13 protein-coding genes and 1 pseudogene are annotated in these 18,864 nt (G+C 72.4%); 4 read left to right on the top strand and 10 right to left on the bottom strand.

Features of this window, described 5'->3' with window-relative positions:
* Positions 1 to 93: 93 nt before the first annotated feature.
* The 10 genes and pseudogenes from ftsQ to rsmH all read right to left on the bottom strand — a co-directional run bounded on the left by ftsQ (position 94) and on the right by rsmH (position 12,686).
* On the bottom strand, positions 94 to 888 hold the full coding sequence (gene ftsQ, locus AC4IHM_RS24605) for a cell division protein FtsQ (RefSeq protein WP_490869176.1): 795 nt from the start codon (positions 886 to 888) through the stop codon (positions 94 to 96).
* A gap of 25 nt (positions 889 to 913) precedes the next feature.
* Positions 914 to 2,008 carry an undecaprenyldiphospho-muramoylpentapeptide beta-N-acetylglucosaminyltransferase gene (murG, locus tag AC4IHM_RS24600; protein WP_490869175.1) on the bottom strand — a complete coding sequence of 365 codons (1,095 nt, stop codon included), beginning with the start codon at positions 2,006 to 2,008 and terminating at the stop codon, positions 914 to 916.
* 6 nt (positions 2,009 to 2,014) lie between these two features.
* The gene (gene ftsW / locus AC4IHM_RS24595) at positions 2,015 to 3,385 is read right to left on the bottom strand and encodes a putative lipid II flippase FtsW (RefSeq protein ID WP_490869174.1); all 1,371 of its coding nucleotides are present in this window, start codon (positions 3,383 to 3,385) and stop codon (positions 2,015 to 2,017) included.
* A 77-nt stretch (positions 3,386 to 3,462) separates the two neighbouring features.
* Positions 3,463 to 4,878, bottom strand: a complete 1,416-nt coding sequence (gene murD, locus AC4IHM_RS24590; protein WP_490870925.1) for a UDP-N-acetylmuramoyl-L-alanine--D-glutamate ligase — start codon at positions 4,876 to 4,878, stop codon at positions 3,463 to 3,465.
* Between the two features lie 11 nt (positions 4,879 to 4,889).
* Complete coding sequence (gene mraY, locus AC4IHM_RS24585) at positions 4,890 to 5,981, bottom strand: phospho-N-acetylmuramoyl-pentapeptide-transferase (RefSeq protein ID WP_490870924.1); 1,092 nt, start codon at positions 5,979 to 5,981, stop codon at positions 4,890 to 4,892.
* Positions 5,981 to 7,397, bottom strand: a pseudogene (locus AC4IHM_RS24580) (UDP-N-acetylmuramoyl-tripeptide--D-alanyl-D-alanine ligase). The gene mraY and the pseudogene AC4IHM_RS24580 overlap by 1 nt, the downstream one beginning before the upstream one ends.
* Positions 7,398 to 7,425: 28 nt before the next feature.
* Complete coding sequence (locus tag AC4IHM_RS24575) at positions 7,426 to 8,961, bottom strand: UDP-N-acetylmuramoyl-L-alanyl-D-glutamate--2,6-diaminopimelate ligase (protein ID WP_490869173.1); 1,536 nt, start codon at positions 8,959 to 8,961, stop codon at positions 7,426 to 7,428.
* Between the two features lie 162 nt (positions 8,962 to 9,123).
* The gene (locus tag AC4IHM_RS24570; RefSeq protein ID WP_490869172.1) at positions 9,124 to 11,091 is read right to left on the bottom strand and encodes a peptidoglycan D,D-transpeptidase FtsI family protein; all 1,968 of its coding nucleotides are present in this window, start codon (positions 11,089 to 11,091) and stop codon (positions 9,124 to 9,126) included.
* Positions 11,088 to 11,669 carry a cell division protein FtsL gene (gene ftsL, locus AC4IHM_RS24565; RefSeq protein ID WP_490869171.1) on the bottom strand — a complete coding sequence of 194 codons (582 nt, stop codon included), beginning with the start codon at positions 11,667 to 11,669 and terminating at the stop codon, positions 11,088 to 11,090. The genes AC4IHM_RS24570 and ftsL overlap by 4 nt, the downstream gene beginning before the upstream one ends.
* 60 nt (positions 11,670 to 11,729) lie before the next feature.
* Positions 11,730 to 12,686 (bottom strand): 16S rRNA (cytosine(1402)-N(4))-methyltransferase RsmH, encoded by a 957-nt coding sequence (gene rsmH / locus AC4IHM_RS24560; protein WP_490869170.1) that lies wholly within the window; start codon positions 12,684 to 12,686, stop codon positions 11,730 to 11,732.
* Positions 12,687 to 13,108: 422 nt separating this feature from the next.
* Between rsmH and AC4IHM_RS24555 the strand changes: the two genes are divergently transcribed.
* From AC4IHM_RS24555 to AC4IHM_RS24540, 4 genes are all read left to right on the top strand, one after another.
* The gene (locus AC4IHM_RS24555; protein WP_490869169.1) at positions 13,109 to 13,663 is read left to right on the top strand and encodes a beta-class carbonic anhydrase; all 555 of its coding nucleotides are present in this window, start codon (positions 13,109 to 13,111) and stop codon (positions 13,661 to 13,663) included.
* A gap of 253 nt (positions 13,664 to 13,916) precedes the next feature.
* Positions 13,917 to 14,990, top strand: coding sequence for an AAA family ATPase (locus AC4IHM_RS24550; protein ID WP_490869168.1), 1,074 nt, complete (start codon positions 13,917 to 13,919; stop codon positions 14,988 to 14,990).
* Positions 14,990 to 16,351, top strand: a complete 1,362-nt coding sequence (locus tag AC4IHM_RS24545) for a DUF58 domain-containing protein (protein WP_490869167.1) — start codon at positions 14,990 to 14,992, stop codon at positions 16,349 to 16,351. The genes AC4IHM_RS24550 and AC4IHM_RS24545 overlap by 1 nt, the downstream gene beginning before the upstream one ends.
* On the top strand, positions 16,348 to 18,738 hold the full coding sequence (locus AC4IHM_RS24540) for a transglutaminase TgpA family protein (RefSeq protein WP_490869166.1): 2,391 nt from the start codon (positions 16,348 to 16,350) through the stop codon (positions 18,736 to 18,738). Before AC4IHM_RS24545 ends, AC4IHM_RS24540 begins: the two co-directional genes overlap by 4 nt.
* The last annotated feature ends 126 nt before the right edge of the window (positions 18,739 to 18,864 follow it).

The following is an 18,864-nucleotide window of genomic DNA, read 5'->3' as shown; positions in this document are numbered from 1 at the left end:
CAACGAACACGCCGAACCTCCCGTTTTTCTTTTCACCCTATGTGATCAGCCGTAGCGCTGCCCAACCAGGGTGCTGGCCTGCACATATACCCGTCAACTCCCCGATGACGCCGGGGCGGTGGGGACACTCACGTCGAAGTGCCGCGCATCGGGAGTCGCTTTCATGAGCGCGGTGAGGGCGCGCGCCTTGCGCGCACTCTGCTCACCGCTCCCCCACGCCACGGTCCGCTCGCCGCTCAACTCCAGCGAGATGTCGTCGTAGGAACGGACTTTGACGGTCCGTGTGTCCCGGGCGACCGCGCCCGGAAGACGGCCGGCCACCCGCACCGCCTCCCGCACCAGCCGGTCCTCGTCGAAGCGGCGCAGGCTCGCCTCGGCGGAGCCGGAGGGGGCGGGCGCCAGTTCCAGTCCGGGCACGCCTTTGGGAGCCTGCGAGACCGTGGCGAAACGGACGCCCTCATCGTCGACTTCCACGAAGTTCCGGCCCTTTCGGACCAGCAGAACCGGGGTGCGTTCCGTCACTTTCAGGGTGATTCCGTGCGGCCAGGAACGCTCCGCGGCCACCTCGTCGATACGGGGCAGTGCCCGGCGCAGACGCGCCTCGACCGCCTCGGTGTCGACGGAGATCAGCGGGTCCCCGACCGGTACGTCGGCCGCCTCGCGCACCTGAGCGGGGGTCAGGATGCGGGTTCCGGAGACCGAGACGCGTTCCACACGGGTCCAGTTCGAGCCGTAGAGCAGCCAGCCGGCGCCGCCCGCGACGAGCACAAGGACGACGGAAAGGATGATGATCGTACGGAGTCGGGGCGGGCGGAACCGCCGTGCGCGGGGCGGGCCGGACGACTCCTGCTGGCGTGCACCGCGCTCGGCGGTGGTCGGTCCGGCCACGCTCCCTGCCTCCCGTCATACGTGACTAGCTGTGCGCACGGGCGGCGATCGCCTCGTACACCATGCCGACGAGCAGGTCGTCGGCGTCCCGGCGGCCGAACTCGGCGGCGGCGCGGGACATCTCGTACAGCCGGTGCGGGTCGGCGAGCACGGGCAGGACGTTCTGTTGCAGCCACTCGGGCGTCAGTTCCGCGTCGTCGACCAGCAGTCCGCCGCCGGCCTTGACCACCGGCTGGGCGTTGAGCCGCTGTTCGCCGTTGCCGATGGGCAGCGGGACGTAGGCGGCCGGGAGCCCGACGGCGGAGAGTTCGGCGACGGTCATCGCGCCCGCGCGGCAGAGCATCATGTCGGCGGCGGCGTACGCGAGGTCCATCCGGTCCAGATAACCTACCGGGATGTACGGGGGCATTCCCGGCATCTGATGGACCTGCGGCAGTTCGTTCTTGGGGCCGACCGCGTGCAGGATCTGGATGCCGGCCTGCTGGAGCCAGGGCGCGACCTGCTGCACCACCTCGTTGAGGCGGCGGGCGCCCTGCGAGCCGCCGGAGACCAGCAGCGTCGGCAGGTTGGGGTCGAGCCCGAAGGCCGCGCGGGCCTCGGGGCGCACGGCGGCGCGGTCGAGGGTGGCGACGGCGCGGCGCAGCGGGATGCCGATGTAGCGGGAGTTGCGCAGCTTGCTGTCCGGGGTGGAGACGGCGACCTGGGCGGCGTAGCGCGAGCCGATCTTGTTGGCCAGGCCGGGGCGGGCGTTGGCCTCGTGGACGACGATCGGCACCCCGAGCCGTTTGGCCGCGAGGTAGCCCGGCAGGGCCACGTAGCCGCCGAAGCCGACCACGGCGTCCGCCTTGGTGCGCTCCAGGATCTGCTCGGTCGCCTTGATGGTGCCCCGCAGCCGACCCGGGACGGTGATCAGCTCGGGGGTGGGCTTGCGCGGCAGCGGAACGGCCGGGATCAGCGCCAGTTCGTACCCGCGCTCGGGTACCAGGCGGGTCTCGAGGCCGCGTTCCGTGCCCAGGGCCGTGATACCCACGGTCGGATCCTGCCTGCGCAGGGCGTCCGCGAGGGCGAGCGCGGGCTCGATGTGGCCCGCGGTTCCTCCGCCGGCGAGTACGACATGCACCGAAATTCACCGCTCTCCGGACGAACGCGCCGCCGAGGCGCGCCGTCGCATCGTGTTCCAACTCCGGGGGCTCCGTTTGGACCCGGGACCCCCGGCTCCCCGCTTTCTACCAAAGCGGGGTTGCCGCAACGCAAGCGCCGCCCGCGCACCGGGTTCGTCACGCGCGAAGGCGATCAGCAGACCGATGGCGAACATGGTCGGCAGCAGGGCGGAACCCCCGTAGGAGAACAGCGGGAGGGGAACACCGGCGATCGGCAGCAGCCCGAGGACCGCACCGATGTTGATCACGGCCTGGGCCGTGATCCAGGTGGTCACGCCTCCCGCGGCATACCTCACGAAGGGGTCCTCCGTGCGTCCGGCCACGCGGATACCCGCATAGCCTAGAGCCGCGAAGAGGGCGAGTACCGACAGTGTCCCCGCCAGGCCCAGTTCCTCACCGGTGATGGCGAAGATGAAGTCGGTGTGCGCTTCGGGCAGTTGTCCCCATTTCTCCACACTCGCGCCGAGCCCGGAGCCGAACAGCCCGCCCGAGGCGAGGGCGTAGATGCCGTGCACGGCCTGCCAGCAGGAGTCGCCTGGACCGGGGTCGGTGGCACCGATGCAGTTGAGCCGGGCCATGCGGTTCTCGCTGGTCTTGATGAGGATGAAGCCGAGCAGCGCGGCGACCGACAGCACACCGGCGAACAGCCGCGTGGGCGCCCCGGCCAGCCACAGCAGGCCGAACAGGATCGCCGTGAGGATGATCGCCGTACCCATGTCGCCGCCGAGCATGATCAGCCCGAGCAGCATGAACGCCGCCGGCACCAGCGGCACCAGCATGTGCTTCCACTGCGTCAGCAGCTTCTTGTCCTGCTTGCGGGCCAGCAGGTCCGCGCCCCACAGCACCAGGGCCAGCTTGCCGAACTCGCTGGGCTGGATCTGGAAGGAGCCGCCCAGCGCGATCCAGTTCTGGTTGCCGTTGACCGCGACTCCTATCCCCGGCACCTGCACCAGGATCATCAGGAAGACGGCTCCGGCGAGGATCGGGTAGGCGAGCGCCCGGTGCAGCTTCACCGGCATCCGCATGGCGGCCACGAGGAGGCCGGCGCCGATCAGGGCGGCCAGGGCCTGCTTGCGGAAGAAGTACGAACCGGACAGCGACAGTTGGAGCGCGGTGATCTGGGAGGCCGAGTAGACCATCACCAGGCCGAGCACGATGATCAGCAGACTGCCGCCGAAGATCAGGTAGTACGCGGTCAGCGGCCGGTCCCAGGCCCGGCGCAGCCGCAGATACACGCGGAGCACGGGGTTCTCGCGCGGCGGCCTCGGCGCGGCGGGTCGTTTGACGGCCCGCTGCACGGGCGGACGTCCGGTACGGCTCTGCGGACTACCGGGCATCGCTGCCTCCGCCGTACGTCGGCATGGACCGTCCCACGCGTCCTCCCGAGGTCGGCCCGGCGCAGGAGGCGGCCGGGTCAGGCGCCGAGTTCGCGAACGGCCTCCGCGAACGCGTCGCCGCGCTTGTTGTAGTTGGTGAACATGTCCATGGAGGCACAGGCCGGGGCCAGCAGCACCGTGTCGCCGGGCCGGGCGAGCCGCCGCGCCTCCTGGACGGCCTGGAGCATCGCCCCAGTGTCGGTCCGGTCGAGGTCGACCACGGGTACTTCCGGGGCGTGTCGCGCCAGGGCTTCGCGGATCAGGGCGCGGTCGGCGCCGATGAGGACGGCTCCGCGCAGGCGCCCGGCCGCTCCCGCGACCAGTTCGTCGAAGGTCGCGCCCTTGGCCAGCCCGCCGGCGATCCAGACGATCGACTCGTACGCCGCCAAGGAGGCCTCGGCGGCGTGGGTGTTGGTGGCCTTGGAGTCGTCCACGTACGCCACGCCGTCGACGTCGGCCACGTGCGCGATGCGGTGGGCGTCGGGCGTGAAGGCCCGCAGCCCGTCCCGTACGGCCGCGGCGGGGACGCCGAAGGCGCGGGCGAGGGCCGCCGCGGCGAGGGCGTTGGCGATGTTGTGCGGGGCCGGCGGGTCGACGTCGCGGACCTCGGCGAGTTCCTGGGCGTTCGTCTGCCGGTTCTCGACGAAGGCGCGGTCGACCAGGATGCCGTCCACGACGCCGAGTTGGGAGGGTCCGGGGGTGCCCAGCGTGAAGCCGACCGCGCGGCAGCCCTCTTCCACGTCGGCCGCGCGGACCAGGTCCTCGGTCGCCTTGTCGGCCGCGTTGTAGACGCAGGCGACGCGATTGCCCTCGTAGACACGGCCCTTGTCGGCCGTGTAGGCCTCCATGGAGCCGTGCCAGTCGAGGTGGTCGGGGGCGAGGTTGAGCACGGCGGCCGAGTGGGCGCGCGGGGAGGGCGCCCAGTGGAGCTGGTAGCTGGACAGCTCCACGGCCAGGACGTCGTACTCCTCGTCGCCGGTGACCGCGTCCAGCAGGGAGACGCCGATGTTGCCGACGGCCGCGGTGCGCAGGCCCGCGGCGGCGAGGATCGAGGCCAGCATCCGGACGGTGGTGGTCTTGCCGTTGGTGCCGGTGACCGCGAGCCACGGGGCCGGCTTCCTGCCGTCGAGGCCGCGCAGGCGCCAGGCCAGTTCGACATCGCCCCAGACCGGGACGCCGGCCTCGCGGGCCGCCGTGAACAGCGGCTTGTCCGGCTTCCAGCCGGGCGCGGTGACGATCAGCTCGGTGCCTTCGGGCAGCGTGTCCCCGTCGCCCAGGCGCACGGTGACGCCGAGCGCCTCCAGTTCCGCCGCCTGCGCCCGCGCGCGCTCGTCGGCGCCGTCGTTGACGACGCTCACGCGCGCGCCGAGGCCGTGCAGGACCTTGGCGGCCGGGACGCCGGAGACGCCGAGTCCGGCGACGGTGACGTGCTTGCCCCGGAAGGCGAAGGGCACCGAGGAGGAGGTCACTTGTCCGCTGCCCATCCCGCGTAGAAGAGGCCCAGTCCGACGATCACACAGATGCCCTGGATGATCCAGAAACGGACCACGACAAGGACCTCGGACCAGCCTTTGAGTTCGAAGTGGTGCTGGAGCGGGGCCATTCGGAAGACCCGCTTCCCGGTGAGCCGGAAGGAGCCGACCTGGATGACCACCGACATGGTGATCAGGACGAACAGGCCGCCGAGGATGGCCATCAGCAGTTCGGTGCGCGAGCAGATCGCCAGACCCGCGAGCACACCGCCGAGCGCGAGCGAACCGGTGTCGCCCATGAAGATCTTGGCCGGCGAGGTGTTCCACCACAGGAAGCCGAGGCAGGAACCCATCAGCGCGGAGGCGACCACCGCGAGGTCGAGGGGATCTCGCACCTCGTAGCAGGCGCCCGGGTTGGTCAGGGTCAGCGCGTTGGCGCAGGACTCCTGGAACTGCCAGACGCCGATGAAGGTGTAGGCGCTGAAGACCAGGACGGAGGCGCCGGTGGCCAGACCGTCCAGGCCGTCGGTGAGGTTCACGCCGTTGGACATGGCGAGGATCATGAACAGCGCCCAGACGACGAACAGCACCGGGCCGATGGTCCAGCCGAAGTCGGTGATGAACGACAGCTTCGTGGACGCCGGTGTGTTGCCCCGGTTGTCCGCGAACTGCAGCGAGAGCACCGCGAAGGCGATGCCGACGATGAGCTGGCCGGCCATCTTCGCCTTGGCCCGCAGGCCCAGCGAACGCCTCTTGACGATCTTGATGTAGTCGTCGAGGAAGCCGACCAGGCCCATGCCCACCATCAGGCCGAGCACCAGCAGACCCGAGAAGGTCGGCGTCGCGTCAACGTCGGGGTCCGAGTAGCCGGTGATCACCTTGGCGAGGAAGTAGGCGGCGACCGTCGCCAGGATGAAGGCGATACCGCCCATCGTCGGCGTACCGCGCTTGCTGGCGTGCTCGCGCGGGCCGTCGTCGCGGATGTACTGGCCGTAGCCCTTGCGGGCCAGCAGCTTGATCAGCAGCGGGGTGCCGACCAGCGTCAGGAAGAGGCCAATGACTCCCGCGAACAGGATCTGCTTCATCATCGGGCGGCGACCTCACCCTCGGCGCCGGCCTCGAGCAGCGCCGTCGCGACACTCTCCAGACCCACCGAACGGGACGCCTTCACGAGCACGAACGTCCCCCGGGCGCAACTCGCTGCGCAACAGGTCGACCGCCGCCTGTGCGTCGGACACGTGCACCGACTCCTCACCCCACGAACCCTCGTTATATGCGCCCAGTTGCAGCCACCGGGCTTCGCTGCCCCCGACCGCGACGAGCTTGCTGACGTTGAGCCGGACGGCGAGCCGCCCGACCGCGTCGTGCTCGGCGAGCGCCTCGTCCCCCAGCTCGGCCATCCGGCCGAGCACCGCCCACGTACGGCGCCCCTTGCCCATGGCCGCGAGCGCGCGCAGAGCGGCCCGCATGGACTCGGGGTTCGCGTTGTAGGCGTCGTTGACGACCGTCACGCCGTCCGGGCGCTCGGTGACCTCCATCCGCCAGCGGGAGAGGGAGCCCGCCTCGGAGAGCGCGGTGGCGATCTCGTCTGCGGACATGCCCAACTCGTGGGCGACGGCGGCCGCGGCGAGCGCGTTCGACACGTGGTGCTCACCGTACAGGCGCATGGTCACATCGCTTGCACCGGAGGGTGTGTGAAGCCGGAAGGAGGGCTGTCCGCTGTCCGTGAGTCGCACGTTCTCGGCGGACACGTCCGCTTCGTCGGACTCTCCGAAAAGGAGCACCTTCGCCTTCGTTCGGGAGGCCATGGCCCGTACGAGGGGGTCGTCCGCGTTGAGGACCGCGACGCCGCCCTCCTCGGCCGGCGGCAGCGCCTCGACGAGTTCGCCCTTGGCCTGGGCGATCTGCTCCCGGCCGCCGAACTCGCCGATGTGCGCGGAGCCGACGTTGAGGACGAGGCCGACCTTCGGCGGGGTCAGCCCGGTGAGATAGCGGATGTGGCCGATGCCGCGGGCGCCCATCTCCAGCACGAGGAACCGCGTCTCCTCGGTGGCGGTGAGCGCGGTGAGCGGCAGCCCGATCTCGTTGTTGAGGGAGCCCGGCGTGAACACCGTGGGCGCCTTGCGACGCAGCACCTGGGCGATGAGGTCCTTGGTGCTGGTCTTGCCCGCGGACCCGGTGAGGGCCACGAGGGTGGCGCCCAGCCGCTGTACGACGTGCCGGGCGAGGGCGGCGAGGGCGGCCTGGACGTCGTCCACGACGATCGCGGGCACGCCGACGGGGCGGGAGCCGAGCACGGCCACGGCACCGGCCTCGACGACCGCGCCGGCGAAGTCGTGGCCGTCCGCCCGCTCGCCCACGAAGGCGACGAACAGGCTGCCGGGCCCCGCTTCCCGGGAGTCCCGGACCACGGGCCCGGTGACCGGCACGGACGCGTCCGGTATGTCGTGCATCCGCCCGCCGACGACTTCTGCGATCTCGGCGAGAGAGAGGGTGATCACAAGTTCATCCCCTGGGTCTTCTGGATTTTCATCCCTGGGCCTTCCGGCCGTGGGTCTTCCGGATGGCTTCGCGCAACACCTGGCGGTCGTCGAAGGGACGGACGACCCCGGCGATGTCCTGGCCCTGCTCGTGGCCCTTGCCGGCCACCAGCACGGTGTCGCCGGGCTCGGCCCGTGCGACGGCGGCGGCGACGGCGGCGGCCCGGTCCTCGAAGACCTGCACCTCGCCGCGCTCGTGCGCGGGCACCGAGGCCGCGCCCTGGAGCATGGTGGCGAGGATCGCCAGCGGGTCCTCGGAGCGGGGGTTGTCGGAGGTCAGTACGGCGGTGTCGGCGAACCGGGCCACGGCGGCGCCCATCGGCTGCCGCTTGGTGGTGTCCCGGTCCCCGCCGCAGCCGAGCACGGCGTGCACCTTGCCCTCGGTCACCTTGCGCAGGGCGCGCAGCACCGACTCGACGGCGTCCGTCTTGTGGGCGTAGTCGACGACCGCGAGATAGGGCTGCCCCTCGTCCACCCGCTCCAGGCGGCCCGGCACGCCCGGCACGGCCGCGACGCCGTCGGCGGCGGTCTGCGGGTCGAGGCCGGCGGCGGCCAGGGAGACGATCGCGGCGAGGCTGTTCGCCACGTTGAAGGGACCGGCCAGCGGCGACTTGGCGGTGATCCGCTCGCCCTTCGGCCCGAGCACGGTGAACGTCGAGTCCAGCGGGCCGACCACGACCTCGTCGGCGCGCCAGTCGGCGTCCGGGTGGCCCTCGGCGGAGTAGGTGACGACCGGCACGGTGGCCTCGCCCGCGAGGCGGCGCCCGTACTCGTCGTCGACGTTGACGACGCCGAGCCTGCTGCGCCGCGGCGTGAAGAGCTGCGCCTTGGCCTGGAAGTAGTCCTCCATGCCGGAGTGGAACTCCATGTGCTCCGGGCTGAGGTTGGTGAAGACCGCGATGTCGAAGACGCATGCGTCGACCCGGCCGAGCACGAGGGCGTGGCTGGAGACCTCCATGGCGACCGCCTCGGTGCCCCGCTCGCGCATCACCGCGAACAGGGCCTGGAGGTCGGTGGCCTCGGGCGTGGTGCGCTCGGACTTGATGCGCTCGTCGCCGATGCGCATCTCCACCGTGCCGATGAGTCCGGTGGACTTCACCGTGCGCAGGCCGCCCTCGACGAGGTAGGCGGTGGTGGTCTTGCCGGAGGTGCCGGTGATGCCGATCTGGAGGAGGTCGCGGCCGGGGTGGCCGTAGATGGTGGCCGCCAGCTCGCCCATCCGCGCGCGCGGGTCGTCGACGACGAGCGCCGGCAGCCCGGTGGCGGCGACGCGTTCCGCGCCGGCCGGGTCGGTCAGCACGGCGGTGGCGCCGAGGCCCGCCGCCTGCGTGACGAAGTCGGCGCCGTGGGCGCGGGCTCCGGGGAGGGCGGCGTACAGGTCACCGGGGCGGACGGCGCGCGAGTCATGGGTGATGCCCGTGACCTCGGCGGTGTTGTCCGGGGCGGTGACACCCAGCTGATCGGCGAGTTCCGCGAGGGGTGTGGCGGAGATCCGCACCGGCCGGGGCGGTCCCGGGTATGTCACGGGGTGGCCCTTCTGGGTGGTTTGGGAGTGATCGGGGTGTCGCACGGCGGTGAGCGTACCGGGCCCACCCGCCTGCGGGCGAAGCGAGGTGCGGGGGCCGCTCTGGTTCCCGGGATCGGGGGTGATCGTTGTCACGGGTGGTTCCTGGTGGCTCGGTGAGGGTCAGGGTTTGAAGGCAACCGGGAGTCTCGCGGGGGCTGCCCCGGTCGGCGGGACCTGAAGGGTCTTCAGGGCGAACTCCATGACCTGCTTGTAGATGGGGCCGCAGATCTGGCCGCCGAAGTAACTGCCCTCGGTGGCGTTCTGGATGGCGCAGTAGACGGTGACGCGGGGCTTGTCGGCGGGGGCGAACCCGGCGAACGACGAGGTGTAGCCGTGGTACTTGCCGGTGGCCGGATCCACCCGGTTGGCCGTGCCGGTCTTGCCCGCCACCCGGTAGCCGGGGATGCGGGCCTTGGTGCCGGTGCCCTCCTCGTCGTCGACGACGGACTCCAGCATCTGCGAGAGGGTCTTCGCGGTCTTCTCGCTGACCACGCGGGTCTTCTTGGGCTCGGGGGACGGTGTGAAGCGTCCGTCGTCGCCCTTCGTGCCGCGCACCAGCGTGGGTTCGACGCGGACGCCGCCGTTGGCGATGGTCGAGTACACGGAGGCCGCCTGGAGCGCGTTCACGGAGACGCCCTGGCCGAAAGGGATCGTGTACTGCTGGGAGGTGGACCACTGGTCGGGCGGCGCGAGGATGCCCTTGGTCTCGCCCGGGAAGCCGAGCCCGCTGTAGCCGCCGAGGCCGAACTTGCGCAGGTAGGAGTAGAGGACCCGGTTGGCCTCCTGCTGCGACTTGCCCAGCTCGCCGGTGGCCATGATCGTGCCGATGTTGCTGGACTTGGCGAGCACGCCGTTGAGCGTGAGGTACCAGGTCGGGTGGTCGACGTCGTCCTTGAAGAGCCGGTCGCCGCGCTTGAGCCGGTTGGGGACGGTGATGTGGGTGGCCGGTGTGGCGGCGTTCTCCTCCAGTACGGCGGCCATCGAGAGCACCTTGGCGGTGGAGCCCGGCTCGAAGGCGTCCTGGAGGGCGCCGTTGCCCAGCGCGGCGGAGTCGGCGTGGGCGAGGTCGCCCGGGTCGAAGCCGGGCGAGTTGGCCATGGCGAGGATCTCGCCGGTGGCCGTGTCCTGGACGATGACGTAGCCGCCGTCCGCCTTGGACTTCTCCACCTGCTCGCTGATGGCGTTCTGCGCGGCCCACTGGATGTCGCGGTCGATGGTCAGCTCGACGTCGCTGCCGGACACGGCGGGCGTCTCGGTGGAACCCGCGGTGGGCACCTGACGGCCGCCGGACTGCGCGTAGCGGATCTTGCCGTCCTCGCCGGCCAGCGTCTCGTCCAGTTGCCGTTCCAGACCGCCGCCGCCCTTGCCGTCGGCGCCGACCCAGCCCAGGAGGCCTGCGGCGAGGTCGCCGCCCGGGTACACGCGCTTGCTGCTGGGGTCGGCGAAGACGCCCGCGAGGACGTTGACGACCGACTTGTCCGTCTCCGCCTTCGTGGTGAGCGTGGTCTTCAGGTCCTTGATCTGGTTCCAGACCTGCGGGGTCTGCCGCTGGGCGAGGCGGACGTAGCGCAGTTCCCTGTTGTTCGGGCGGAGCCGGCCGGCGAGGTCCTCCTGGTCCTCGCCGAGGATCGGCGCGAGGAGCGCCGCCGCCTGTTCGGGTCCGTCGTCCACCTTCAACTGCTTGCGGGTGAACATCGTGGGGTCGGCGGTGATGTCGTAGGAGTCCACGGTGGTCGCGAGGGCCACGCCGTTGCGGTCGGTGATCCCGCCGCGCTCGGCGGGCAGGGTGTGGACGACGTAGCGGTTCTGCTCGGCCTTGGCGGAGTACGTACCGGCGTCGACGGCCTGCACCTGGAGGAGCCGTACGACGAAGGCGGACAGCACCAGGGTCAGCGCGAGGCCGATCATGCGCAGGCGCGGGCGCGGGCTGCCCAGCCGGACGGCGCGGGGCGCGGCCGGCCGGGGCGGGCCTGGGCGGCGGGCCGGGCGGGCGCCGGGGCCGGGCTGCCGCCGTCCGCCGGGGCGGACGGGCCTGGCGGGGCCGGGCACGCGGCGGCGCGGCGGTTCCCTGTCGGACACTTCCGTCACCTGCCGGGAGTCGGGGTCGGGGTGGGCGTCGCCGCGGTGGTGGGGGTGGCGGCCGTGCCGGGCGTGGCCTCCGTGGTGGGGGCGGGGGCCGCACCGGCCGGCTCGGACGGCTCGGACGGCTCCGTGTACGGGGACGGCGTCGCCGCGGTCGCGCCGCCGGGCTCGGCGGTCAGCGCCTCGGGGGCGAGGACCAGCGGGGTGGCCGCGGCGGGCGCGGGGCCGGGCGAACCCTTGACGGTGCCGTCGGGGGCGAGGAAGGCGGGGTCGCCGCCGGGCACCATGCCCAGCTCGCGGGCGCGGCGCTGGAGGGCCTGGGGCGCGGAGTAGGCGTCGATGTCCCGCTGGAGCGCCTGCTCCTCGTCGGTGAGGGTCTTCGTCTCCTGCTTCAGGTCGGCGAGCTGGAAGGAGCCCTCGCTCAGGGCGGAGTTCAGCACCAGGAGCCCGATGAGGCCGCCGCCGAGCAGGGCGACGACCAGGAGGACGAAGGGGGCTCGGGCCGCCCGGCCGCGGGCGCCGCCCGGCGGGAGGAGCCGGGCGAGCCGGGCCGCCCTCCCCCTCAGTTCGGGTTTCCTACCCACTCGCCCTCCCCTCGGCCCGGGTGGGCCGCCCGCACCCGTGCCTGGCCTGCCTCACGTGCTTCACCCGGTGGACTCCCTGATGCGTTCGGCGCCGCGCAGCCGTGCCGGTGCCGCCCGCCGGTTCTCGGCGATCTCCTCCTCGGTGGGAAGTTCGGCACCGCGCGTGAGCAGCTTGAGCCGCGGCGCGTAACGTTCGGGGACGACCGGCAGACCGGGCGGCGCGGTGTTGGCTGCGCCGGCCGCGAACACCCGCTTGACCAGCCGGTCCTCCAGCGAGTGGTACGACAGCACCGCGATCCGTCCGCCGACCGCGAGCGTCTCGACGGCGGCCGGGACCGCCCGCTCCAGGACGGACAGTTCGCCGTTGACCTCGATGCGCAGGGCCTGGAAGGTGCGCTTGGCCGGGTTGCCGCCGGTGCGCTTGGCGGCCTGCGGCAGCGCCGCCCGGATCAGCTCCACGAGCCGCGCGCTGTTGCCGAACGGCTCCTTCTCGCGTTCGCGCACGATCGCGGACACGATCCGCTTGGCCTGCTTCTCCTCGCCGTACGCCCGCAGAATGCGGACGAGTTCGCCGGGCGGGTAGGTGTTGAGGACCTCGGCCGCGCTCATGCCGGTCGTCTGGTCCATCCGCATGTCGAGCGGGGCGTCCTGGGCGTAGGCGAAGCCGCGGTCCGCCTCGTCGAGCTGCATGGAGGAGACGCCGAGGTCGAACAGCACGCCGCGCACGCGCCGGACGCCGAGCCGGTCGAGCACGTCGGGCAGTTCGTCGTAGACGGCGTGCACGAGCGTGGCGCGCTCCCCGTACGGGGCGAGCCGCTCGCCGGACAGGCGCAGGGCCTCCTTGTCCCGGTCGAGGGCGACGAGCCGGGCCGCGGGGAAGCGTTCGAGCAGCGCCTCGCTGTGCCCGCCGAGTCCCAGCGTGCAGTCGACGACCACGGCACCCGGCTCCTGGAGGGCGGGTGCCAGCAGGTCCAGGCACCGCTGGAGCATCACCGGGACGTGTCGACTCTGGCTCAAGTGGGGCGGCCTCTCAGGTCCGGCACGGCGTCACGCACCGCCGGGTCCCCTCCCGCTCGCTCGTGAAGGGGAGGCCTGCCGGCGCCAAAAGCGTCGGCCGGCCGGGAGCGGGAGGAGGCCGAGCCGTACGTACGCGCCGCGCACGCGGGGAGATCTGGCGGGACGTCGCCCAGGTCTCCGGGGAATTCAGTCCAGCAGGGAGAGCCTCGCCTCCCGCTTCGCGTCACTTTAGTCCACCCTGTCGCCCGGTCAATCAACCGGCCTGCGCGTCGCGGACGCCGGCGTTCGCAAACCGGTCTCCCGCGGCTTTTCACTCGTACGGGCGCGTCCGGACCGCCCTGTGGGGTGGCTCACAACAAGGTCCGATGACGTTCTTTGTCCCGCTTCGCAGCGGGCCGCGGACCGGGGCGGCCAGTAACGTCATGGATATGACGACTTCTGCATCGGTCCCCGCCGGCTCCGAGTCCGGCGCGGCCGGCGACCCCACCGTCACCGACCGGCTCGTCGAGGCGAACGAGCAGTACGCGGCCGCGTTCGCCGACCCAGGGATGGATGCCCGTCCCGTGCAGCGCGTCGCCGTCGTGGCCTGCATGGACGCACGTCTCGACCTGCACGCCGCGCTCGGCCTGAAGCTCGGCGACTGCCACACCATCCGCAACGCGGGCGGAGTCGTCACCGATGACGTGATCCGGTCCCTGACCATCAGCCAGCGGGCGCTCGGTACCCGTAGCGTGGTCCTCATCCACCACACCAACTGCGGCATGGAGTCCATCACCGAGGACTTCCGGCACGATCTGGAGCTGGAGGTCGGGCAGCGTCCGGCGTGGGCGGTGGAGTCCTTCCGGGACGCCGACCAGGACGTGCGGCAGTCGATCGAGCGGGTGCGCACCTCGCCGTTCCTGCCGCACACCAAGGACGTACGCGGTTTCGTCTTCGATGTGAAGACGGGTCTGCTGCGCGAGGTCGCCCCCGCCTGACCGGGGCGGCCACCCCGGCGGATTCCGCCGGAGAAGTACCGCAAAGACCGTAAGGCATGACGTATCGCGGCCAGTTGTCCACAGGCGAGTGACACGAATCGGTAACGGCGGCAAGAATGCGTGAAGTGGCGTCGCGCGGAACTTTTTCCACGCGGCGACCGTGATTCGGGTGGGCCGGTCCGCGGTGCGGGACCGGCCCGGCAAGTTGGGTACCCCGCTTCCAGGAAACGCGGGAAAGGCCGAGGAGGGCCGGGTGACGACCTATGACGATCGGGCGAGCCATGGGGGTCACCCCACGCGGGCGCAGCCTGACGTGGGGGCCGATCTGACCGCTGTGGTCGAGCGGGTACGCGGTTCGGTGGAGGGCGTGATCGAGGGCAAACCCGAGGTCGTACGTCTCTCGCTGACGGTGCTGCTCGCCGAGGGACACCTGCTGATCGAGGACGTCCCGGGAGTCGGCAAGACCATGCTGGCCAAGGCGCTGGCGCGGTCCATCGACTGTTCCGTGCGCCGGATCCAGTTCACGCCGGACCTGCTGCCCTCGGACATCACCGGGGTGTCCATCTGGGACCAGCAGCGGCGGGACTTCGAGTTCAAGCCCGGCGCGATCTTCGCGCAGGTGGTGATCGGCGACGAGATCAACCGCGCCTCGCCGAAGACGCAGTCCGCGCTGCTCGAGTCGATGGAGGAGCGCCAGGTCACCATCGACGGGCAGACCTACGAGCTGCCCAGCCCCTTCATGGTGGTGGCGACGCAGAACCCGGTCGAGATGGAGGGCACCTACCCGCTGCCGGAGGCCCAGCGCGACCGGTTCATGGCCCGGGTCTCCATCGGCTATCCCAGTCCGGACGCCGAGTTCCAGATGCTCGACGTGCACGGCGGGGTGAATCCGCTGGACGACCTCCAGCCGGTGGCGCACGCGCACGAGATCCTGAAGCTGATCGAGGCGGTCCGGGACGTCCACGTGGCGGACCCGATCCGGCGGTATGCCGTGGACCTGGTCGCCGCCACCCGCACGCACCCGGACCTCAGACTCGGCGCCTCCCCGCGCGCGACGCTGCACCTGCTGCGCGCGGCGAAGGCGTCCGCCGCCCTGAGCGGCCGGGACTACGCGCTGCCGGACGACGTGCAGGCCCTCGCGGTCCCCGTCCTGGCCCACCGCCTGCTGCCGACCGCGCAGGCCCAGCTGAACCGCCGCACCGCCGAGCAGGTCGTCCAGGAGATCCTGCAACGCACCCCGGTGCCCGCGGACCGCCAGGAGCAGACGGGCTTCGGGGCGGGTCACGGCACCTCGGCGTACGGTCAGCAACCGCCGCGGAGGCTGTGATGGACGCCGGGGGGACGGACCGGTCGCAGGACGACGCGGGCGAGGGCGGCATCCGCACCGCCCTGGCCGGTCTGACCACCCGCGGGCGCTCCTTCCTGGCCGCCGGCATCGCCGCCGCCGTCTGCGCCTACGTGCTCGGGCAGAGCGACCTGCTCCGGGTCGGGCTGCTGCTGGGTGTGCTGCCGCTGATCTGCGCGATCGTGCTCCACCGCACCCGCTACCGGGTCGCGGGCAGCCGCCGGCTCTCCCCCGCGCGGGTGCCCGCGGGCGGCGAGGCCCGGGTGCACCTGCGCGTCGACAACGTCTCGCGGCTGTCCACGGGGCTGCTGATGCTCCAGGACCGGGTGCCCTACGTGCTCGGGCCGCGGCCCCGTTTCGTACTCGACCGGGTGGAGCCGGGCGGGCGGCGCGAGGTGTCCTACCGGGTCCGTTCCGACCTGCGCGGCCGCTACCCGCTTGGCCCGCTCCAACTGCGGCTGACCGACCCGTTCGGGCTGTGCGAGCTGACCCGGTCCTTCTCGACGTACGACACCCTGACCGTGATCCCGCGCGTGGAGGCCCTGCCGCCGGTGCGGCTGGGCGGCGAGGCGACGGGGTACGGCGAGGGCCGGCAGCGTTCGCTCGCGCTGGCGGGCGACGACGACGTGATCCCGCGGGGATACCGCCACGGCGACGATCTGCGCCGGGTGCACTGGCGCTCCACCGCGCGCTACGGAGAGCTGATGGTGCGCCGCGAGGAGCAGCCGCAGCGCGCCCGCTGCACGGTGCTCCTGGACACCCGGGGCCCGGCCTTCGAGGGCGCGGGGCCGGACTCGGCCTTCGAGTGGGCGGTGTCGGGCGCCGCGTCCGTGCTGGTGCACATGCTGGAGCGGGGCTTCTCCGTGCGGCTGCTCACGGACACCGGCGACTCGGTGCCGGGCGAGGGCGCCGAGGGCTTCGCGGGGGCGAGCCAGGGCACGGCCGACGCGGCGGGGCTGATGATGGACACCCTCGCCGTGATCGACCACTCCGACGGCACGGACCTGTCCCGGGCCTACGAAGTGCTGCGCCGCGGGAACGAGGGGCTGCTGGTGGCGTTCTTCGGCGACCTGGACGAGGAACAGGCCACGGTGGCCGCCAAGATGCGGCAACGCAGCGGCGGCGCCCTCGCGTTCGTCCTGGACGGCGCGGCCTGGGCCCGGGAACCGGCCGACGTGCCCGGCCCGTTGGAAGGGAACGAGGAACGGCTGCGCATGCTGCGCGAGGCCGGCTGGACCGCGGTGACCGTACCCCGGGGCGCCACCCTGGAGGAGCTGTGGCGTCTGGCGGACCACGAGCGCACCGGCCTCGCGACGGCAGGCGGCGGGGAGGGGACGCGATGAGCGGGCGGGCGCGGCTGGAGCTGTGCGCGTGGGCGGCCACACTGATGGCGGCGTGCGCCTTGCTGCCGCTGGTCGAGCCGGCGAACTGGATCCTGCAAGCCGCGTTCCTGCTGGCGGTCCAGTCCGGGGTGGGCGCGGCCGTGCGCCGGGTGCCGCCGGCCCGGCCGCTGACCGTCGCCGCGCAGGCCCTGACCGCGCTGCTGCTCCTGACCCTGGTCTTCGCCCGGCAGCAGGCACTCCTCGGCCTGATCCCGGGCCCGGCGTCCTTCCAGCACTTCGCCGAACTGCTGCGGCAGGGCGGCGACGACATCGCCCGCTACGCGATCCCGGCGCCGCTGGAGTCCGACGGCATCCGGCTGATGCTGGTCGGCGGTGTCCTGGTGATCGGGCTGCTCGTGGACACCCTCGCGGTGACCTTCCGCAGCGCCGCGCCGGCCGGCCTTCCCCTGCTCGCGCTCTACTCGGTGGCCGCCGGGCTGTCCGAGGGGGGCACCGACTGGCTGTGGTTCCTGGTCGCGGCGGTCGGCTATCTGATGCTGCTGCTGGCCGAGGGGCGCGACCGGCTCGCGCAGTGGGGCCGGGTCTTCGGCGGCGCGCCGCGCATCAAGGGCGGGGAGCCGAGCGGCGCGGTCGCCCCGGTCCGCACCGGACGGCGCATCGGCGTGTTCGCGCTGGGCATCGCCCTGGTGGTGCCGCTGGCCCTGCCCGCGATGAACGGCGGGCTGCTGGACGGCGCGAGGAAGGGCGTCGGTTCCGGGACCGGAGGCGGCGGCACGATCTCCGCCGTGAACCCCCTGGTGTCGCTGCGCGACAGTCTCAACGTCGACGAGGACCGGCAGGTCCTCTCCGTCGAGACCGAATCGAACAACCTGTCGAGCATGTATCTGCGCATCGTCTCCCTGGACGATTTCGACGGCACCACCTGGAAGCCGTCCAAGCGGCACATCACCGCCGTGCCGAACGACACCTTCCCCACCCCGGCCGGTCTCGGCCCCGACATCAAGCGCACGGAGACGCTGACCACCGTCACGGCCGCGGACTGGTACGCCCAGGACTGGCTGCCGATGCCGTACCCGCCCAGCGGCGTGCGGGTCGCGGGCAACTGGCGCTACGAACCCGTCGGCATGACGCTGGTCGGCGACCACGGCCAGAACACGAGCGGGCTGACGTACGAGGTGCGGAGCCTGGACGTGCAGCCGACGGCGGACCAGCTCGCCGCGGCGCCGCAGCCCTCGGCGGCGCTGAAGCGCGAGTACACCCAGCTGCCGAACTCGCTGCCCGAGGTGGTCTCCGAGACCGCCCGCGAGGTCACCGCCGGCGCGGCGAACGCCTACGAACAGGCGGTCAAGCTCCAGGAGTACTTCGCGATCGACGGCGGTTTCGAGTACAACACCGAGGTCAGGGTGGGCAGCGGCGCGGAGGCGATAGCCCGCTTCCTGAAGGACAAGGAGGGCTTCTGCGTCCACTTCTCCTTCGCCATGGCGGCGATGGCCCGCTCCCTGGGCATACCGGCCAGGGTCGCGGTCGGCTTCGCGCCGGGCGCCCCGCAGGCGGACGGCTCGGTGTCGGTGGGCCTGCGGGACGCGCACGCCTGGCCCGAGGTGTACTTCGAGGGCGTGGGCTGGACCCGCTTCGAGCCGACGCCGACGCGTGGCTCGACGCCGTCGTACACCGTGACGGACACGCCGGGCAGCACGGACCCGGACCCCGCGCTGCCGTCCCACGACACGGAGGCGGACCCGTCGGCGGCGCCCTCGTCGAGTGAGAGCTGCTCGGCGCAGGACAAGAAGCTAGAGGCCTGCGACGACGAGTCCGCGCAGGCCGTGCCCGTCACGGGCGGCGACGGTCCGAAGTGGTACACGGCTGCGGCCTGGACCCTGGCCGGACTCGCGGTGCTGCTGATCCTGTTCGCACCGATGCTGTGGCGGCTGCGGGTCCGGACGGTCCGGCTGGGGGCGCACGGGCGCGCCGAGGCGGACGCGGCACCGCACACCCTGGCGGTCTGGCGGGAGCTGACCGACACGGCGTGGGACTTCGGCATCCTGCCGGAGGAGTCGCAGACCCCGCGCAGGGCGGCGGCCCGGATCGTCCGGCTCGGGCGGCTCGACCCGACGGCCGAGGCGGCGGTCCACCGGGTGGCGGGCGCCGTGGAGCAGGTGCTCTACGCGCCCCGCCCGCGCCTGGCGGCAGGGCTCACGGAGGATGTCCGGCGGGCGAGTGCCGGTCTGCGGGCCACGGCCGGCCGCGGCACACGGCTGCGCGCACTGTTCGCCCCGCGTTCGGCCATTCGGGTGGTCTGGGCGGTCTCGGCCCGCTGGACGGCCCTGAAGCGGCGGGCCGCGGCGGCCCGGCCGACGTGGCGGAAGACATCGGGGCAGCAGGGCTGAGCCGGTCGGGGTGGGGCCCGGGTCCGGACCCCACCCCGGCCTTGGCCGAGAACGACTCGACGTGGCCGACAGCGCTCGACCGCACAGAGGTACGCGTGAGGGGGTGACCACCACCCGGTGGTGGTC

Source organism: Streptomyces sp. SL06 (assembly GCF_058244745.1).
This window is presented reverse-complemented; position numbering and strand designations above follow the sequence as displayed.

What these genes read in the sequence shown, in the direction of transcription:
- ftsW (WP_490869174.1), bottom strand. Translation starts at nt 3,385, where the DNA reads ATGCCCGGTAGTCCGCAGAGCCGTACCGGACGTCCGCCCGTGCAGCGG.
- mraY (WP_490870924.1), bottom strand. Translation starts at nt 5,981, where the DNA reads ATGAAGCAGATCCTGTTCGCGGGAGTCATTGGCCTCTTCCTGACGCTG.
- AC4IHM_RS24555 (WP_490869169.1), top strand. Translation starts at nt 13,109, where the DNA reads ATGGATATGACGACTTCTGCATCGGTCCCCGCCGGCTCCGAGTCCGGC.
- AC4IHM_RS24545 (WP_490869167.1), top strand. Translation starts at nt 14,990, where the DNA reads ATGGACGCCGGGGGGACGGACCGGTCGCAGGACGACGCGGGCGAGGGC.
- AC4IHM_RS24540 (WP_490869166.1), top strand. Translation starts at nt 16,348, where the DNA reads ATGAGCGGGCGGGCGCGGCTGGAGCTGTGCGCGTGGGCGGCCACACTG.